Origin of the sequence: Streptomyces sp. enrichment culture (assembly GCF_964273145.1) — a bacterium.
GTDB lineage: Bacteria > Actinomycetota > Actinomycetes > Streptomycetales > Streptomycetaceae > Streptomyces.
The window spans coordinates 4,519,294-4,537,522 of the sequence record NZ_OZ186873.1 but is presented as its reverse complement, the minus strand read 5'-3'; the positions used below and the strand labels follow the sequence as shown (position 1 = coordinate 4,537,522).

At 72.3% G+C, this 18,229-nt stretch carries 12 protein-coding genes; 8 read left to right on the top strand and 4 right to left on the bottom strand.

The window, feature by feature from the left end; translation table 11 throughout:
- Positions 1–299: 299 nt before the first annotated feature.
- The 4 genes from ACSU6Z_RS20590 to glgB all read left to right on the top strand — a co-directional run bounded on the left by ACSU6Z_RS20590 (position 300) and on the right by glgB (position 8,294).
- Entirely contained in the window at positions 300–2,396 is a 2,097-nt protein-coding gene (locus tag ACSU6Z_RS20590; RefSeq protein WP_437047650.1) for an alpha-1,4-glucan--maltose-1-phosphate maltosyltransferase, read from the top strand.
- The gene (treS, locus tag ACSU6Z_RS20585) at positions 2,393–4,093 is read left to right on the top strand and encodes a maltose alpha-D-glucosyltransferase (RefSeq protein ID WP_437047649.1); all 1,701 of its coding nucleotides are present in this window, start codon (positions 2,393–2,395) and stop codon (positions 4,091–4,093) included. The genes ACSU6Z_RS20590 and treS overlap by 4 nt, the downstream gene beginning before the upstream one ends.
- A 144-nt stretch (positions 4,094–4,237) precedes the next feature.
- On the top strand, positions 4,238–5,641 hold the full coding sequence (locus tag ACSU6Z_RS20580; RefSeq protein WP_437047648.1) for a maltokinase N-terminal cap-like domain-containing protein: 1,404 nt from the start codon (positions 4,238–4,240) through the stop codon (positions 5,639–5,641).
- Between the two features lie 28 nt (positions 5,642–5,669).
- Positions 5,670–8,294: a 1,4-alpha-glucan branching enzyme gene (gene glgB / locus ACSU6Z_RS20575; RefSeq protein WP_437047646.1), complete on the top strand. Its 2,625-nt coding sequence runs from the start codon at positions 5,670–5,672 to the stop codon at positions 8,292–8,294.
- Positions 8,295–8,455: 161 nt separating this feature from the next.
- Here the strand turns inward: glgB and ACSU6Z_RS20570 are convergent, their stop codons facing one another.
- The 4 genes from ACSU6Z_RS20570 to ACSU6Z_RS20555 all read right to left on the bottom strand — a co-directional run bounded on the left by ACSU6Z_RS20570 (position 8,456) and on the right by ACSU6Z_RS20555 (position 13,228).
- Positions 8,456–10,687 (bottom strand): HelD family protein, encoded by a 2,232-nt coding sequence (locus tag ACSU6Z_RS20570; protein WP_437047644.1) that lies wholly within the window; start codon positions 10,685–10,687, stop codon positions 8,456–8,458.
- A 193-nt stretch (positions 10,688–10,880) separates the two neighbouring features.
- On the bottom strand, positions 10,881–11,195 hold the full coding sequence (gene trxA, locus ACSU6Z_RS20565; protein ID WP_437050403.1) for a thioredoxin: 315 nt from the start codon (positions 11,193–11,195) through the stop codon (positions 10,881–10,883).
- 23 nt (positions 11,196–11,218) lie between these two features.
- Positions 11,219–11,638, bottom strand: coding sequence for a MerR family transcriptional regulator (locus tag ACSU6Z_RS20560; RefSeq protein ID WP_437047643.1), 420 nt, complete (start codon positions 11,636–11,638; stop codon positions 11,219–11,221).
- A 207-nt stretch (positions 11,639–11,845) separates the two neighbouring features.
- Positions 11,846–13,228 carry a cation:dicarboxylate symporter family transporter gene (locus ACSU6Z_RS20555; protein WP_437047641.1) on the bottom strand — a complete coding sequence of 461 codons (1,383 nt, stop codon included), beginning with the start codon at positions 13,226–13,228 and terminating at the stop codon, positions 11,846–11,848.
- A gap of 181 nt (positions 13,229–13,409) precedes the next feature.
- Here ACSU6Z_RS20555 and ACSU6Z_RS20550 point away from each other — a divergent pair, with 181 nt between their 5' ends.
- From ACSU6Z_RS20550 to ACSU6Z_RS20535, 4 genes are all read left to right on the top strand, one after another.
- Positions 13,410–15,044, top strand: a complete 1,635-nt coding sequence (locus tag ACSU6Z_RS20550) for a sensor histidine kinase (protein WP_437047639.1) — start codon at positions 13,410–13,412, stop codon at positions 15,042–15,044.
- Positions 15,034–15,732: a response regulator gene (locus ACSU6Z_RS20545; protein WP_437047638.1), complete on the top strand. Its 699-nt coding sequence runs from the start codon at positions 15,034–15,036 to the stop codon at positions 15,730–15,732. Before ACSU6Z_RS20550 ends, ACSU6Z_RS20545 begins: the two co-directional genes overlap by 11 nt.
- A gap of 269 nt (positions 15,733–16,001) precedes the next feature.
- Positions 16,002–17,363 carry an extracellular solute-binding protein gene (locus tag ACSU6Z_RS20540; protein ID WP_437047637.1) on the top strand — a complete coding sequence of 454 codons (1,362 nt, stop codon included), beginning with the start codon at positions 16,002–16,004 and terminating at the stop codon, positions 17,361–17,363.
- On the top strand, positions 17,360–18,226 hold the full coding sequence (locus ACSU6Z_RS20535) for a carbohydrate ABC transporter permease (protein WP_437047636.1): 867 nt from the start codon (positions 17,360–17,362) through the stop codon (positions 18,224–18,226). Before ACSU6Z_RS20540 ends, ACSU6Z_RS20535 begins: the two co-directional genes overlap by 4 nt.
- Positions 18,227–18,229 lie beyond the last annotated feature (3 nt).

Sequence of the window (18,229 nt, the reverse complement as noted above, 5' to 3'; positions counted from 1 at the left end):
CCCGCGCACGGCACACCGGCCCCGTCCGCTCCCGGACGGGGCCGCACGCGTACCGGGCAAGTGCCGGGCCGCCGTGCCCCCTTCCCGTGCGGTGCCCGCCTTCCGGCCCCCGCCCCCGGGGGCCGCGCAAGCTGGCCGGACTCGTACGCAGGTATACGCGCGAGTAGTTAACAAAGCGCCGGATTGCCCACCCGAAGAGTGTGGGAAGGCTCCTGCGGTACACCCCTCAGGCAGATCCCGCAGGACCCACCTCCCCACAGTCATCCGCCCACCCCTCGTTGACGCGGACAGGAGCGGTCATGCCCGCCAGGCACCACTCGTCGGCACCCCCGACGCCCAGCACCGAAGCAGTCCCCGCACGCCCGGCCGGCACCCCCCGGCCGGCCCCCGGACCGGACCCGGCCGGTGAGACCACCGCCGTCGGGCGCATTCCCGTCCTCGACGTCCGTCCGATCGTCCAGCACGGACGCCGGCCCGCCAAGGCGGTGACCGGCGAGACGTTCGAGATATCGGCCACCGTGTTCCGGGAGGGGCACGACGCGGTCGCCGCCAACGTCGTACTGAAAGACCCCGAGGGCCGCCCCGGGCCGTGGACGCCGATGCGCGAGCTGGCGCCCGGCACCGACCGCTGGGGAGCCACCGTCACCGCCGGGGCACCGGGCCTGTGGACGTACGCCGTCGAGGCGTGGAGCGACCCGGTCACCACCTGGCGCCACCAGGCGCGCATCAAGGTGTCGGCCGGGATCGACACGGACCTCGTCCTGGAGGAGGGCGCCCGGCTGTACGAGCGGGCCGCCGCGGGCGTGCCGGGCGGTGAGGACCGGCGGGAGATCCTCGCCGCGGCCCGCGCCCTGCGGGACGCCTCCCGCCCGGCCGCGTCGCGTCTGGCGGCGGCGTTGACGCCGGGGGTGGACGCGGTGCTGGCCCGGCACCCTTTGCGGGAGCTGGTGACCTCCTGCGAGCCGCTGCCGCTGCTGGTGGAGCGCGAGCGTGCCCTGTACGGCGCCTGGTACGAGTTCTTCCCGCGCTCCGAGGGCACCCCCGAACAGCCCCACGGCACCTTCCGCACCGCCGCCCGCCGCCTGCCCGCGATCGCCGCGATGGGCTTCGACGTGGTCTACCTCCCGCCCGTCCACCCCATCGGCACCACCCACCGCAAGGGCCGCAACAACACCCTGACGGCCGGCCCCGACGACGTCGGCGTCCCCTGGGCCATCGGCTCCCCCGAGGGCGGCCACGACGCCGTCCACCCCGCCCTGGGCACCATCGAGGACTTCGACCGCTTCGTGGCCCGCGCCCGCGAACTGGACCTGGAGATCGCCCTCGACTTCGCCCTGCAGTGCTCCCCCGACCACCCCTGGGTCGACAAGCACCCCCAGTGGTTCCACCACCGCCCCGACGGCACCATCGCCCACGCCGAGAACCCGCCCAAGAAGTACCAGGACATCTACCCCATCGCCTTCGACGCCGACATGGACGGCCTGGTCGCCGAGACCTGCCGCATCCTGCGGTTCTGGATGGGCCACGGCGTGCGGATCTTCCGCGTGGACAACCCCCACACCAAGCCGGTCGTCTTCTGGGAACGCGTCATCGGCGCCGTCAACCGCACCGACCCCGACGTGATCTTCCTGGCCGAGGCCTTCACCCGCCCGGCCATGATGCACACCCTGGCCCAGATCGGCTTCCAGCAGTCCTACACCTACTTCACCTGGCGCACCACCAAGGGGGAACTGACCGACTACCTCACCGAACTCACCGGCGAGGCCGCCGCGTACATGCGGCCCAACTTCTTCGCCAACACCCCCGACATCCTCCACGCCTACCTCCAGCACGGCGGCCGCCCCGCCTTCGAGGTCCGCGCCGTCCTGGCCGCCACCCTCTCCCCCTCCTGGGGCATCTACAGCGGCTACGAACTGTGCGAGAACACCCCCCTGCGCGAGGGCGGCGAGGAATACCTCGACTCGGAGAAGTACCAGCTCAAACCCCGCGACTGGGACACCGCCGAACGCGAGGGCCGCACCATCACCCCCCTCATCACCCGCCTCAACACCATCCGGCGCACCAGCCCTGCCCTTCGGCAACTGCGCGATCTGCACTTCCACCACGCCGACAAGGACGAGGTGATCGCGTATTCGAAGCGGAAGGGATCGAACACGGTTCTGGTGGTCGTCAACCTCGACCCCCACCACACCCAGGAGGCCACGGTCTCGTTGGACATGCCGCAACTCGGCCTGGAATGGCACGAGTCGGTGCCGGTGCGCGACGAGCTCACCGGCGAGACCTACCACTGGGGCAGGACCAACTACGTGCGCCTCGAACCCGGGCGGGCCCCGGCGCACGTCTTCACGGTCCTGCGACCGTCCACCCCGCACACCGGAGGGTCACCCACCACATGATCGTCAACGAGCCCGTTCCGGACACCTTCGAGGACACCCCGGCCAAGGACCGCGACCCGCAGTGGTTCAAGCGCGCCGTGTTCTACGAGGTCCTCGTCCGCTCCTTCCAGGACAGCGACGGCGACGGCGTCGGCGACCTCAAGGGCCTGACCGCCAAGCTCGACTACCTCCAATGGCTCGGCGTCGACTGCCTGTGGCTGCCGCCCTTCTTCAAGTCCCCCCTGCGCGACGGCGGGTACGACGTCTCCGACTACACCGCCGTCCTGCCCGAGTTCGGCGACCTCGCCGACTTCGTGGAGTTCGTGGACGCCGCCCACCAGCGCGGCATGCGCGTGATCATCGACTTCGTCATGAACCACACCAGCGACCAGCACCCGTGGTTCCAGGAGTCCCGCAAGGACCCCGACGGCCCCTACGGCGACTACTACGTCTGGGCCGACGACGACAAGCAGTACCAGGACGCCCGGATCATCTTCGTCGACACCGAGGCGTCGAACTGGACGTACGACCCGGTCCGCAAGCAGTACTACTGGCACCGGTTCTTCTCCCACCAGCCGGACCTGAACTACGAGAACCCGGCCGTGCAGGAGGAGATGATCTCGGCCCTGAAGTTCTGGCTGGACCTGGGCATCGACGGGTTCCGGCTGGACGCGGTGCCGTACCTGTACCAGCAGGAGGGCACCAACTGCGAAAACCTTCCGGCGACCCACGCCTTCCTCAAGCGGGTGCGCAAGGAGATCGACGCGCTGTACCCCGACAAGGTGCTGCTGGCGGAGGCCAACCAGTGGCCGGAGGACGTCGTCGACTACTTCGGCGACTTCACCTCGGGCGGCGACGAGTGCCACATGGCGTTCCACTTCCCGGTCATGCCGCGCATCTTCATGGCGGTGCGCCGCGAGTCCCGCTACCCGGTCTCGGAGATCCTCGCCAAGACCCCGGCCATCCCCTCGGGCTGCCAGTGGGGCATCTTCCTGCGCAACCACGACGAGCTGACCCTGGAGATGGTCACCGACGAGGAGCGCGACTACATGTGGGCCGAGTACGCCAAGGACCCCCGCATGCGCGCCAACATCGGCATCCGCCGCCGCCTCGCGCCCCTGCTCGACAACGACCGCCACACGATCGAGCTGTTCTCCGCCCTGCTGCTGTCCCTGCCGGGCTCGCCGATCATCTACTACGGCGACGAGATCGGCATGGGCGACAACATCTGGCTCGGCGACCGCGACGCGGTGCGCACCCCGATGCAGTGGACCCCGGACCGCAACGCCGGCTTCTCCACCTGCGACCCCGGCCGCCTCACCCTGCCGACGATCATGGACCCGGTCTACGGCTACCAGGTGACCAACGTCGAGGCGTCCATGGCCTCGCCGTCCTCGCTCCTGCACTGGACCCGCCGCATGATCGAGATCCGCAAGCAGAACCCGGCCTTCGGTCTGGGCACCTACACCGAACTGCCGTCCTCCAACCCCGCGGTGCTCGCCTTCCTGCGGGAGTACGAGGACGACCTGGTCCTGTGCGTGAACAACTTCTCCCGTTTCGCCCAGCCCACCGAGCTCGACCTGAGCGCCTTCCAGGGACGGCATCCGGTCGAGTTGTTCGGCGGGGTCCGCTTCCCCGCCATCGGTGAACTGCCGTACCTGCTCACCCTCGCGGGCCACGGCTTCTACTGGTTCCGGCTGCGCAAGGAGGCCGTGTAGCGCCCGGTGGCGCCGGACCGCCACCGGACCGGCTCGATCGGGCCGGTCCGGTCCCCAGGCTCCCGGGCGGGGCGGTTTCCCCCGCGCCGTCCGGGGCACGCATCAGTGACACCCCGACCACCCCCGGGGAAAGGACACGACGCCATGTCGGAAGCCGCCACCCCTCTCGGCACCGCTTCACCCGGCCTCCTCGCGTCACTGGACCCCCTGCTGCGGGAGTGGCTGCCGCGGCAGCGGTGGTTCGCGGGCAAGGGGCGCCCGGTCACCGGGTTCTCGCCGGTCGCCGCCACCGAGCTGCTCCCCGCCGACGCCAGGTTCGGTCTGTACCACCTGATCGTGCGCGTCCATCAGCCACTCGTACCGGCCCCGGGCGCCCCGGCGCATCCGGGCGACTGCTACCAGCTGCTCGTGGGCGTGCGCGAGGCGCTGCCGCCCCGGCTGGCTCCCGCGCTGATCGGCCACGTCACCCAGGGCCCGCTGGCCGGGCACACGGTCTACGACGCCCTGTACGACGCCCGCCCCGCCGAGGTGCTCCTGGAGGCGCTGCGCACCCGGGACCGCATCGGCCCGCTCCGTTTCGAGCGGGACCGGCGCCAGGAGATACGGTCCGGCCTGGTCCCGCGCCTGGTGACCGCCGAGCAGTCCAACTCGTCGGTCGTGTACGGAGATACGTTCATCCTCAAGTTGCTGCGCCGGATCGTGCCCGGTGACAACCCCGATCTGGAGTTGCCGCTGGTGCTGGCCCGCGAGGGCTGCCCGCGGGTGCCGGCGCCCACGGCGTGGATGGCGGCGCACCTGGACGGCCGGCCGTGGGTCCTCGGCGTCCTCCAGCCCTACGTGCAGGGCGCCGCCGACGGCTGGGAGCTTGCGCTGCGCGAGCTGGCCAAGGGGGAGGACTTCACGGCCGAGGCGCGGGCGCTGGGGCGGGCCACCGCCGAGGTGCACACCGCGCTGGCCCGGGCGCTGCCGACCGTCACCCTCGGCCACAGCGCCCTGGAACAGCTCGTCGGCGGCATGCTCGCGCGGCTGGAGGAGGCCGTGCGCGCGGTGCCGGCGCTGCGGCCGTGCGCGCCCGGGCTGCGCTCGGCGTTCACCGCCCTCGGCGACCTGGCCGCCGAGGGCCGCACCTGGACCGCGCAGCGGGTCCACGGTGACCTGCACCTGGGCCAGTGCCTGCGCTCCCCTGACGGGGAGTGGTCCCTGATCGACTTCGAGGGCGAACCGGCCAGGCCGCTCGCCGAGCGGCGGATGCCGCAGCCGCCGGTGCGGGACATCGCCGGAATGCTCCGTTCCTTCGACTACGCGGCACACTCGGCCGGCGCCCCGGTGCCGGGGTGGGCCGAGGCCTGCCGGGCCGCGTACTGCACCGGGTACGCGGAGGTCGCCGGCCGGGACCCGCGCACCGATCCCGTGCTGCTGCGTGCCTACGAGACGGACAAGGCGGTCTACGAGGTCGTCTACGAGGCACGGCACCGCCCCGGCTGGCTCCCGGTGCCCCTGTCGGCGGCGCACCGCCTGGCCGTCGCCGATCCCGCCCGATCCACCTGACCCGACCTTCGCCGAGGAGGCTCCGCCCGTGACCCCCCGTGACCCGTCCACCGGTTCGCATCCGAAGAAGACGGCCGAGGAAGCCGGCGCCGAGCAGCCGCCGGCCGCACGGCCGGCGCAGAAGAAGAGCGCCGCGAAGAAGACGGCGAAGACCGCGAAGGCAGTGAAGGCCGTGAAGGCCGCCAAGAACACGGAGACCGCGAAGAGCACGGAGAGTGCGCGGACCGCAGAGACCGCAGGGACCGCGAAGGGCGCGAGGACCGTGAAGGACACGGAGGGCGCGCGGAAGGCGGTGCTGCCCGGGCAGGCCGCGCAGAGGGCCGCCGGGAAGGCCGGGAAACCCGCGAGGAGGACCGCGGCGAAGAAGGCGGTCCCGGTCCAGAAGGCGGTTCCGGCCCGGAAGGCCGCCGCGCGGGGGGAGGGGGCCGCGGCCGCCCCGCGGCCGCCCGAGCCGGTGGCGGCCGCCGTCTCCCCCGCCCTGGACACGGGCGACCGGGAGCGGCTGCTCCACGGCACGCACCACGATCCGCACGCCGTCCTGGGCGCCCACCCGGTACCCGGCGGGATCGCCTTCCGCGCCTTCCGGCCGTACGCCCGGTCGGTGACCGTCGTCGCCGGCGACCTGCGGGCCGAGCTGCACGACGACGGGGACGGGTTCTTCTCGGGGCTGCTGCCCCTGTCCGGGGTTCCCGCCTACCGGCTCCTCGTCACCTACGCGGAGGCCGTCCAGGAGACCGAGGACGCCTACCGCTTCCTGCCCACCCTCGGCGACTTCGACCTGCACCTGATCGGCGAGGGGCGGCACGAGGAGCTGTGGCGGGTGCTGGGCGCGCACCCGATGACCCACCAGGGCGTGACCGGCACCCGTTTCGCGGTGTGGGCGCCGAACGCGCGCGGGGTGCGGGTGTGCGGCGGCTTCAACTTCTGGGACGGCACCGGCTTCCCGATGCGCTCCCTCGGCTCCTGCGGGGTGTGGGAGCTGTTCGTGCCCGGCGTGGGCGAGGGCGAGCTGTACAAGTTCGAGATCACGCGGCCGGACGGTTCGAAGACGCTGCGCGCCGATCCGCTGGCCCGCCGCACCGAGGTCCCGCCGGCCACCTCCTCCGTCGTCCACGCCTCGCACTACGAGTGGGGCGACGCGGAGTGGCTCGCCCGCCGCGCCGACCGCCCGGCGCACGAGGCGCCCCTGTCGGTGTACGAGGTCCACCTGCCGTCCTGGCGGCCTGGGCTGACCTATCGCCAGCTCGCCGAGGAGCTCCCCGCGTACGTCAGGGACCTCGGCTTCACCCACGTCGAGCTGATGCCGGTCGCCGAGCACCCCTTCGGCGGGTCGTGGGGCTACCAGGTCACCGGCTTCTACGCGCCCACGGCCCGCCTCGGCACCCCCGACGACTTCAAGTACCTGGTCGACTCCCTCCACCGGGCCGGCATCGGCGTGATCATGGACTGGGTGCCGGCCCACTTCCCGCGTGACGACTGGGCGCTGGCCGAGTTCGACGGCCGTCCGCTGTACGAGCACGAGGACCCGCTGCGCTCGGCGCACCCCGACTGGGGCACCCTGGAGTTCGACTTCGGCCGCCGCGAGGTGCGCAACTTCCTGGTCGCCAACGCCGTGTACTGGTGCGAGGAGTTCCACATCGACGGCCTGCGCGTGGACGCCGTCGCCTCGATGCTCTACCTGGACTACTCGCGCGAGCCCGGCCAGTGGAGGCCCAACGAGCACGGCGGCCGGGAGAACCTGGACGCGGTGGCCTTCCTCCAGGAGATGAACGCCACCGTCTACCGGCGGTGCCCCGGCGTGGTGACGATCGCGGAGGAGTCGACGGCCTGGGACGGCGTCACCCGCGCCACCCACCACCAGGGTCCCAGCGGTTTCGGCGGCCTCGGTTTCGGGCTGAAGTGGAACATGGGCTGGATGCACGACTCGCTCCAGTACATGAGCCACGAGCCGGTGCACCGCAAGTACCACCACCACGAGATGACCTTCTCGATGGTGTACGCCTACAGCGAGAACTACGTCCTGCCGATCTCCCACGACGAGGTCGTGCACGGCAAGCGGGCCCTGGTGTCCAAGATGCCGGGCGACTGGTGGCAGCAGCGGGCCAACCAGCGCGCCTACCTCGGCTTCATGTGGGCCCACCCCGGCAAGCAACTGCTGTTCATGGGACAGGAGTTCGCCCAGGGCTCCGAGTGGTCCGAGGCCCGCGGCCCCGACTGGTGGCTGCTGGACCCGGAGTACGGGGCCGAGGCCGACCACCGGGGCGTGCGGGACCTGGTGCGCGACCTCAACGCCGTCTACCGCGCCACCCCGGCGCTGTGGCAGCGGGACACGCACCCGTCCGGCTTCGCGTGGGTGGTCGGGGACGCCGCCGAGGACAACGTCTTCGCGTTCCTGCGCTTCGACGCGGAGGGCACACCGCTGCTGGCGGTGTCCAACTTCTCCCCCGTCGTCCGCCACGACTACCGCCTCGGCGTCCCCGACGACGTCCCCGCCTGGCACGAGGTCCTCAACACCGACGACACCCGCTACGGCGGCAGCGGCGTCACCCACCCCCACCCGGTCAAGCCGGAGCCCCAGGGGTGGCACGGCCGGCCGGCGAGCGTCCGGCTGACCCTGCCGCCCCTGGCGACGGTCTGGCTGCGCCCCGCCTGAGGTCCCGTCCCCGCGGCCGGGCGGGAACGTCCTCGGCTGAGCCGCCGTTCCCGGCCGGCCGCCCCACCGTCCGCGCGGCACGCCCGCCCGGGGCCCACGGCCGGCCCGGCCGGAAGCCGGGTCCCGGACGGGACCGCCGGGCCGGCCGGTCCGCCGCGGCACTATCCGGCCGCGTCGGCCAGTCCCTTCGGCAGCGGCCCGGTGTGCAGCACGCCGAGCCGCTGGGTGGCCCGGGTCAGCGCCACGTACAGGTCGCTGGTGCCGTAGCGGCCGGGTTCGACGACCAGGACGGAGTCGAACTCCAGTCCCTTGGACTGGCGGGGGTCGAGCAGGACGACGGTCCGCGTCAGGTCGGGCTCGGCGCCTGCCGTCACGCCGTCCAGGCGGGCCGCGAGCGCGCGGTGCAGCTCGCGCGGGGCGATGACGGCGAGGCGGCCCTCGTCCGGGGTGAGCTCGCCGACCGCCTCGGCCACGGCGGCCGGCAGGTCGCCGGTGGCGCGGATCCAGGGGCGTACGCCGGTGGAACGGACCGAGCTCGGCGGCTCGAAGCCGGGGTGCTCGGCGCGGACCACGGCCGCGGCCAGGTCCATGATCTCGGCGGGGGTGCGGTAGTTGACGCCGAGGCGGGTGTGCTCCCAGCGGTCCTCGACGTAGGGCCGGAGGATCTCCTCCCAGGAGCCGACGCCGGCCGCCTCCGCGGTCTGCGCCGGGTCACCGACCAGTGTCATCGAGCGGGTCGGGCAGCGGCGCATCAGCAGCCGCCAGGCCATCGGGGACAGCTCCTGCGCCTCGTCGACGATGATGTGCCCGAACGCCCAGGTGCGGTCGGCCGCGGCGCGCTCGGCGGCGCTGCGGTGGTCCTCCTCCTCCTGGCGTTCGGCGAACCGCTCCGCGTCGATGATGTCGTGCGCGGAGAGCACCTCGGCGGCCTCCGGGTCGCTCTCCTCCTTGTCCTCGAACTCGAAGGTCCGGGACGCGTACGACACGTCCAGCACGCCCTGCGCGTAGGCGATCCGCTCCCGGCGCTCGCGTTCGACGCGGGCGCGGGCCGTCCGGTCGTCCTCGCCGAGCAGTTCGGCGGCCTCGTCCAGCAGCGGTACGTCCGCCGTGGTCCAGGCGCGGGTGACCGGGCGGCGGATCGCGTCGGCGTCCTCCTCGGGGAGGAACGCCTCGGGCGCGGCGAGGAAGTCCGCGACGAGCCGCTGCGGGGTCAGGACGGGCCACAGCCGGTCGATGGCGGACCAGACCTCGGGGTTCTCGGCGAGTTCGTCGCGGATCTGGGTGATGTCGCTGGCGTCGAGCAGGCTGGTGCCGTCGTAGGGGTCGGTGCCGACGCGCTCGGCGTACAGCTCGGTGAGGGTGTTGAGGATGTGGCCCTCGAAGTGCTCGCGGGCCACGTTGTGCGGCAGCTTCGCGGCCCGGGTGCGCTCGCGGGCGACGTTCACCAGGCCGTCGTCGAGCATGAGGACCTCGCGGTCGTGCTCGATGGCGATGACCGGGTCGGGCAGCGCCTGCCGGCTGCGGACGACCTCGGCGAGCACGTCCGCCATGCCGGCGCGGCCCTTGACCGCCGCCGCCTCGGGCGTGTCCGCGGCCGTCGCCCTCACGCCGGGGAACAGCTCGCCGACGGTGGCGAGCAGGACGCCGGTCTCGCCGAGGGAGGGCAGCACCTCTCCGATGTAGCCGAGGAAGGCGGGGTTGGGGCCGACGATGAGGACGGCGCGCTTGGCGAGCAGCTCCCGGTGCTCGTAGAGCAGGTACGCCGCCCGGTGCAGGGCGACGGCCGTCTTGCCGGTGCCGGGGCCGCCCTCGACGACGAGCACGCCGCGGTGCGGGGCGCGGATGATGCGGTCCTGGTCGGCCTGGATGGTCCGCACGATGTCGCCCATGCGGCCGGTGCGCGCGGAGTTCAGCGCGGCGAGCAGCACGGCGTCGCCGGAGGGGTCCTCGTGGCCGGTGCGGGTCTCGTCGCCGAGGTCGAGGATCTCGTCGTGCAGGGCCGTGACCGTGCGCCCCTCGGTGGCGATGTGCCGGCGGCGGCGCAGGCCCATCGGGGTGTGGCCGGTGGCCAGGTAGAAGGGGCGGGCCACCTCGGCGCGCCAGTCGATGAGGACCGGGGTGCGTTCGGCGTCGTCGGCGCGCAGTCCGATGCGTCCGATGTGGTGGGTCCGCCCGGAGGTGAGGTCGATGCGGCCGAAGCACAGCGAGCCGTCGACCGCGTTCAGCGCGGCGAGCAGCCCGGAGCGCTCGGCGACGAGGATGTCCCGCTCCAGCCTGGCCTGCATGGGCGTGCTGCCCTGGGCGAGGGCGTCCGTGACGGAGGCCTCGGCGTCGCCGCGCAGGGCGTCCACGCGCGCGTACAGCCCGTCGATGAATTCCTGCTCCTGCCTCAATTCATCGTCCGGAAATTCGGTGTTTGACAATTCCGCTCCCGCCCGGATATACTATGGCCACTGGACTTCTTTTGCGATCCATTTAACTGGAATCGCGAAGGATTGAATATACGCAAAGAGATCCCCCGGGCGCAATTGCGTCCGGGGGATTTTTTCGTCGGTGTATGTCGGTGTGTCCGGCCGCGGTCCCGGTTCAGACGACGTCCGCCAGTTCCTGGAGCAGCCGCCGCTTGGCCCGGGCGCCCACCATGGACTTCACCGGCTCACCGTCGCGGAAGACCATGAACGTCGGCATCGACAGCACCTTGTAGGCGTGGGTGGTGCCCGGATTCTCGTCGACGTTGAGCTGGACCACGCGGAGCCGGTCCGCCTCCTCCTCTGCCAGGGCGGCCAGCACCGGCGCCATCTGCCGGCAGGGCGGGCACCAGTCGGCCGTGAACTCCACCAGCACCGGCAGCTCCGCCCCGATCACCTCCGCCGCGAAACTCTCGTCCGTCACCTCGGTCACGCCCCTCGCCTTGCTCATCGTCCTCACCCTCCCAGTTCGCACACCGGCTCCGGACCCCCCGGAACCAGCGCCTCGGCCGCCAGCTCGTCGCGCACCGACTCCGCCCGCGCCAGCTGCGCCGCCACCGTCGCCCGCACGCCCCGCAACTCGCCGATCAGCGCGTCCAGCTCCGCCAGCTTGCGCCGGTACACCGCGAGCGACGCCGGGCAGGAGTCGCCCTCCGGGTGCCCGGCGCGCAGGCACTCCACGAAGGGCCGGGTCTCCTCCAGCTCGAACCCGAAGTCCCGCAGCGTCCTGATCTGCTCCAGCAGCCGCAGGTCGCGCTCGTCGTAGGTCCGGTGCCCCTTGTCGTCCCGCCGCGCGGACAGCAGTCCGCGCGCCTCGTAGTACCGCAGCGTGCGCGTCGTGGTCCCGGCGCGTGCGGCGAGCTCACCGATTCGCATGCGGACGAACGTAGCCCTTGACGCCGACGTCAAGGCAAGGGCGGCTCCGGCCCGCCCACCGGTGGTTCCGCCCGCGCGCCCCGGCACCACGGCACCGTGGGCGCGGTCCGGGCACACAGGTGCCGCCCGGTCCCTCCGCGGAGCGCGGAGGGACCGGGCGGCAGGGGGACCGGGCGGCGGGGGACCGCCCGGGTGGGGGGAGGACTCTCAGGTCTTGGCCAGTTCCTTCTCGCCGTCCGGCTCGGACGCCTCGGCGCGGGCCTCCCCGTGGCCGTCGTCCAGGAGGGTCTTCTCGTCGAAGGGGACCCGCCCGGCGAGGACCTCCGCGACCCGCTCCTTGTCGATCTCCTTGGTCCAGGTGCCGACCAGGACGGTGGCGACGGCGTTGCCCGCAAAGTTGGTCAGGGCGCGGGCCTCGCTCATGAAGCGGTCGATGCCGACGATCAGGCCGATGCCGTCCACCAGGGCGGGCTTGTGCGACTGCAGGCCGCCGGCCAGGGTCGCCAGGCCCGCGCCGGTGACACCGGCGGCGCCCTTGGAGGCGACCAGCAGGAACAGCAGCAGCGGGATCTGCTCGCCGACCGACATCGGGGTGCCCATGGCGTCGGCGATGAACAGCGAGGCCATGGTCATGTAGATCATGGTGCCGTCGAGGTTGAAGGAGTAGCCGGTGGGGACGGTGATGCCGACCACCGGCTTGCTGACGCCCAGGTGCTCCATCTTGGCGATCAGGCGCGGCAGCGCCGACTCCGAGGAGGACGTGGACAGGATCAGCAGGAACTCGCGGCCCAGGTACTTGAAGAGCGAGAAGGCGTTGACGCCGGAGACGATCCGCAGCAGCGCGCCGAGCACCACGAAGACGAACAGCACGCAGGTGACGTAGAAGCCGAGCATCAGCACGGCGAGGCTCTTGAGCGCGTCGACGCCGGCGGAGCCGGTGACGGCGGCCATGGCGCCGAACGCGCCGAGGGGGGCGGCCCACATCACCATCGCCAGGACGCGGAAGACCAGCCGCTGGATGTGCTCGATGCCGCGCAGGACGGGCTGTCCGGCCGGACCCATCGCCTGGAGCGCGAAGCCGCAGAGCAGGGCGACCAGCAGGGTCTGGAGCACCTCGCCGCCGGTGAAGGCGGACACGATGGTGGTCGGGATGATGCCGAGCAGGAACTCGGTGGTGTCCTTGGCCTCGGCGTCGACCTGCGCGTGGCCCGTCTCCTTGACGGCGTCGGTGACCGCCAGGCCGGTGCCGGGGTCCAGGATGTTGCCGACGACCAGGCCGATGGCGAGGGCCACCAGCGACATCACCAGGAAGTAGGCCAGGGCGATCCCGCCGACGGCACCGACCTTGGCGGCCTTGCGCACCGATCCGATGCCCAGCACGATCGTGCAGAAGATGATCGGCGAGATCATCATCTTGATCAGGTTGACGAACCCGGTGCCGATCGGCTTCAGCCCGACCGCGAAGTCCGGCGCGGCCAGCCCCACGGCGATGCCGAGGGCGACCGCGACGATCACCGCGATGTAGAGGTAGTGCGTGCGGTCCCGCTTGGTCTTCGGCGCGGCAGGTGCCGTATCGGCTGCGCTGGTCACGGCGGCCCTCCTTGACGACGTCGTCGGTGTCACCGGCGTGCGGCTCACGTCCGGGGGATCCGGGGTTCCCGGGCAGCTGAGGGCCCGGGCCGGGGGTCGCCGTGACTATCTCCCGCCGTACGGGCGCGGTCACCCTTCCGTTCATTTAGTTCACCGATCATCCAAGAGGCAGACTGGCGGCATGCGCCTGTCCATTCCCCGACCCCGCAGCCTGGCCGGCCAGCTCTTCGCCGTGCAGGCCGTGCTGATCGCCGTGGTCGTCGCCGGGTACGCACTGTTCTCCTACGTCAGCGACCAGGCGCAGGCCGAGGACGCGGCCGGCCGGCAGGCCGCGGCGGTGGCCCGGGCGATCGCCGACTCCGCGTCCGTGCGGGAGGCGATCCGCACCCCCGATCCGACGGCGGACCTCCAGCCGTACGCACTGCGGATCATGCGCGACACCGACGTCGACTTCGTGACGATCATGAGCCCGCGGGGCATCCGCTGGACCCACCCCGACACCGGGCAGATCGGACGCCGCTTCCGCGGCCACATCGGACCCGCGCTCAAGGGGGACACCTTCACCGAGACCTACACGGGCACGCTCGGCCCCTCGGTCCGGGCGGTCGCGCCCGTCCGGGACGGCGGCCGGGTCGTCGGCCTGGTCAGCGCCGGCATCAAGGTGGAGGAGATCAGCAAGCGGGTGCGGTCCCAGCTCGCCGCGCTGATCGGCGTCGCCGCCGGGGCCCTCGCCCTCGGCGCGGTCGGCACCTACGTCGTCAACGCCCGGCTGCGCCGGCACACCCACGGCATGAACGCCGCCGAGCTCAGCCGGATGCACGACTACCACCAGGCCGCCCTGCACGCGGTGCGCGAGGGGCTGCTGATGCTGGACGGCCGGTACCGGATCGCGCTGATCAACGACGGCGGCCGGGAGCTGCTCGGCCTGCGCGCCCAGGACGACGTGATCGGCCGGCCCGTCGCCGACCTCGGGCTGCCGGCGCGGCTGACGGGGGCGCTGCTGGCGTCCGAGCCGCGCGTGGACGAGGTGCACCCGACCGCCGACCGGGTGGTCGTGGTCAACACCTCGCCGGTGTCGGGCGGTGAGCGCCGCGGCACCATCGTCACCCTGCGCGACGTGACCGAACTCCAGTCGCTGATGGGCGAGCTGGACTCCGAGCGCGGCTTCACCCAGGCGCTGCGGGCGCAGGCGCACGAGGCCGCGAACCGGCTGCACACGGTGGTGTCGCTGATCGAGCTGGGCCGCGCCGAGGAGGCCGTCGCGTTCGCCACCGCCGAGCTGGAACTGGCGCAGGCGCTGACCGACCAGGTGGTGGCCGCGGTGAGCGAGCCGGTGCTGGCGGCGCTGCTGCTGGGCAAGACGGCCCAGGCCAACGAGCGGGGCGTGGAGCTGGTGGTGTCGCCGGACAGCCGCCTGGACGACGGGCTGCTGCCGCCGTCCCTGCCCGCCCGGGACCTGGTGACCATCCTCGGCAACCTGATCGACAATGCGATGGACGCGGCCCAGGGCAGCGAGCGGGCCCGGGTCACGGTCACGGCCTACACGCGCGACGGCACCGAACTGGTCCTGCGGGTGGCGGACACCGGCACGGGCGTGGACCCCGCCCAGGCGGACCTGGTCTTCCAGCGGGGTTTCACCACCAAGCCGGCCGGGCCGGACGGGCGCGGGCTGGGCCTGGCGCTGGTACGGCAGGCGGTGCACCGGCACGAGGGCGTCCTGTCGGTGGCGGCGGCCGACGGGGGCGGCGCGGTGTTCGAGGCACGGCTGCCGCTGCGCGCCGGGGTGCCGACGGAAGGGGAGGCCCGTGTCCGGTGAACAGCCGATACGCGTCCTGGTCGTCGAGGACGATCCCGTCGCGGCGGATGCGCACGTGCTGTACGTCGGCCGCGTCCCGGGCTTCGCGGCCGTCGGCAAGGCCCACACCGGCGCCGAGGCCCGGCGCCTGCTGGAGCGTACGCCGGTGGACCTGCTCCTGCTCGACCTGCACCTGCCGGACGTGCACGGGCTGCAGCTGGCCCGCACGCTGCGGGCGGGCGGGTCCCGCGCCGACGTGATCGCCGTGACGTCGGCGCGGGACCTGGCGATGGTGCGCGAAGGGGTGTCGCTGGGCGTCGTCCAGTACGTCCTGAAGCCGTTCACCTTCGCCACCCTGCGGGACCGCCTGCTGCGGTACGCCGAGTTCCGCGGCGCGGCCGGCGAGGCGAGCGGCCAGGAGGAGGTCGACCGCGCCCTGGCCACCCTGCGCGCCCCAAGTCCGGCGGCCCTCCCCAAGGGCCTGAGCGCCCCGACGCTGGAACGGGTGAGCGCGGCCCTGCGGGACACCGCCGAGGGCCTGACGGCGTCGGGCCTGGCCCGGGTCGTGGGCATCTCCCGGATCACGGCCCGGCGGTACCTGGAGCACCTGGTGGAGGCGGGACGGGCGGGGCGCAGCCCGCTGTACGGACAGGTGGGGCGGCCCGAGCTGGTGTACCGGTGGGTCCGGGAGGCCGGACGGGGACACTAGGGTCTTTCGTTTGGATCAGGTCGGATCAGGGAGCGGGACCTGGTGCCGTGCATCGCAAGGCGGAGGAGGGCGCCATGGCGGAGCCATGGCAACCGACGACAACGCGGCGGGGCACGGCACCAGGCCCCGCGAGCCCGGCATGCTCCGAACGAGAGGCCCTAGGCACCGGCTGCGCACCGCACACGCATTGACCCGGCCGGACCGCCCCTCTTACGTTCACCAGGCAGCGCCCCGGCCACAACGACGTGTGCCCGTAGGAGGTCGTGCCCGTGCGCCCCACCGCTCCGCTCACCACGCTCGTCGCCCTCGTCACCCTGTCCTCCCTGGCCGCCTGCGGCGGCTCCGGCAGCGACCCGGACACGCTGAGGGTCTCCTTCAAGCAGTCCACGGACAACTCCGTGAAGGTGATGGACACTTACCTCGCGGACATCAAGGAGCAGTTCGAGAAGGCCCACCCCGGCAAGAAGGTCGAGTTCGTCCCGATCAAGGCCCCGGACTCGGAGTACTACACCAAGCTCCAGCAGATGCTCCGCTCCCCCAAGACCGCCCCGGACCTGGTGTACGAGGACACCTTCCTCATCAACTCGGACATCACCAGCGGATATCTGAAACCGCTCGACCCCTACCTGGCGAAGTGGAAGGACTGGGACCGGTTCATCGGCACGGCGAAGGCGGCGGTCAGGGGCGAGGACGGGAAGACGTACGGCGTCCCGGACGGCACGGACACCCGCGGGTTGTGGTTCCGCAAGGACGTCTTCGCCAGGGCCGGGCTGCCCGCCGACTGGCAGCCGAAGGACTGGGACGACCTGCTCGCCGCCGCCCGCACCATCAAGGAGAAGGTGCCCGGCGTCGTCCCGCTCAACGTCTACACCGGCAAACCCGCCGGTGAGGCCGCCACCATGCAGGGCTTCCAGATGCTGCTGTACGGCACGGGCGACGGCACCGCCGACCCGCTGTACGACAGGAACGCCAAGAAGTGGATCACCGGGAGCCGGGGCTTCGAGGACGCCCTCGCCTTCGTCGAGACGGTCTACCGGGAGAAGCTCGGCCCGGACGTCGCCGACGCGCTCGACCCCAACTTCGCCACCGCGGTGCGCGGCGAGCTGCTGCCCGAGGGGAAGCTGGGCATCGCCCTGGACGGCTCCTGGCTGCCGCAGGACTGGCTGGAGGGCAGCGGGCACGAGTGGCCCGAGTGGCCGGAGGAGCTGGGGCTGGCCGCCATGCCCACCCAGCACGGGCAGGCCCCCGGCAAGGTCAGCATGTCGGGCGGCTGGGCCTGGGCGATCCCGGCCAAGGCGGCCAACCCCGACCTGGCGTTCGCGTTCGTCAAGACGATGCAGACCAAGGACAACGCCCGCAAGTGGTACGTCGCCAACTCCGGCATCGCGGTCCGCGAGGACGTCGCGGGGGACCCCGCCTACACCGGCGCCCAGCCCGGCACCGAGTTCTTCACCGGCCTCGTCGCCCACACGCACTACCGGCCCGCCTATCCGGCGTACCCGAGGGTCTCGGTCGCCGTCCAGGAGGCCATGGAGGCCGTGACGACGGGTGAGAAGTCGGTGGAGGAGGCGGCGCGCGGCTACGACGAGGCGCTGAGGGAGGCCACCGGCGACCAGGTGGTCGAGAAGTGAGCGGAGCGCGCCGGTCCCTGCTCCGGGCGCTTCCCCTCTCCCCCGCCCTCGTCCTGCTGCTCCTCTTCCTCGCGGGGCCGATCGCCTACTGCGTCGCCATCGCCTTCACCGACCTGCAACTGACCGGCCAGGCCGAGGAGTCGTTCGTCGGGTTCGACAACTTCCGCCGGGCGTTCCGGGACGAGGCGTTCCTCGACGCCGTGTGGCTGACGCTGGTGTTCACGGTGGTGTCGTCGCTGATCGGGCAGAACGCCCTGGGACTGGCGCTGGCCGCGCTGATGCGGCGCGCCTCCAAACCGGTGCGCACGCTGGCGGGCGGTGTCGTGATCACCGCGTGGATGCTGCCGGAGGTGGTCGCCGGGTTCCTGCTGTACGCGTTCTTCCGCCGCGAGGGCACCCTCAACGCGATCCTGGAATGGCTGCATCTGCCCTCCCAGAACTGGCTGTTCACGCTGCCGATCCTCGCGGTGTCCTTCGCCAACGTCTGGCGGGGCACGGCGTTCTCGATGCTGGTCTACTCGGCCGCGCTGGACGAGATCCCCCAGGAGGTCACCGAGGCCGCGGAGATCGACGGCGCCGGCGGCCGGCGCCGGCTGTGGCACGTGACGCTGCCGATGATCCGCCGCTCCATCGCCACCAACCTCATGCTCAACACCCTCCAGACGCTGTCGGTGTTCGGACTGATCTGGGTGATGACCCGCGGCGGTCCGAGCGGCAGGAGCCAGACGCTGCCGCTGTTCATGTACGAGCAGGCGTTCCGGAACAGCCTGATCGGGTACGGCACGGCGGTGGCGCTGCTGCTGTTGCTGATCGGCTCGCTGTTCTCGGTGGTGTACCTGCGGCTGCTGCGGACGGAGGTGTGACGC

Bases quoted from the DNA above. Each gene is read 5' to 3' on its own strand.
- ACSU6Z_RS20580 (WP_437047648.1), top strand. From the start codon at position 4,238: ATGTCGGAAGCCGCCACCCCTCTCGGCACCGCTTCACCCGGCCTCCTC.
- ACSU6Z_RS20550 (WP_437047639.1), top strand. From the start codon at position 13,410: ATGCGCCTGTCCATTCCCCGACCCCGCAGCCTGGCCGGCCAGCTCTTC.
- ACSU6Z_RS20560 (WP_437047643.1), bottom strand. From the start codon at position 11,638: ATGCGAATCGGTGAGCTCGCCGCACGCGCCGGGACCACGACGCGCACG.
- treS (WP_437047649.1), top strand. From the start codon at position 2,393: ATGATCGTCAACGAGCCCGTTCCGGACACCTTCGAGGACACCCCGGCC.
- ACSU6Z_RS20590 (WP_437047650.1), top strand. From the start codon at position 300: ATGCCCGCCAGGCACCACTCGTCGGCACCCCCGACGCCCAGCACCGAA.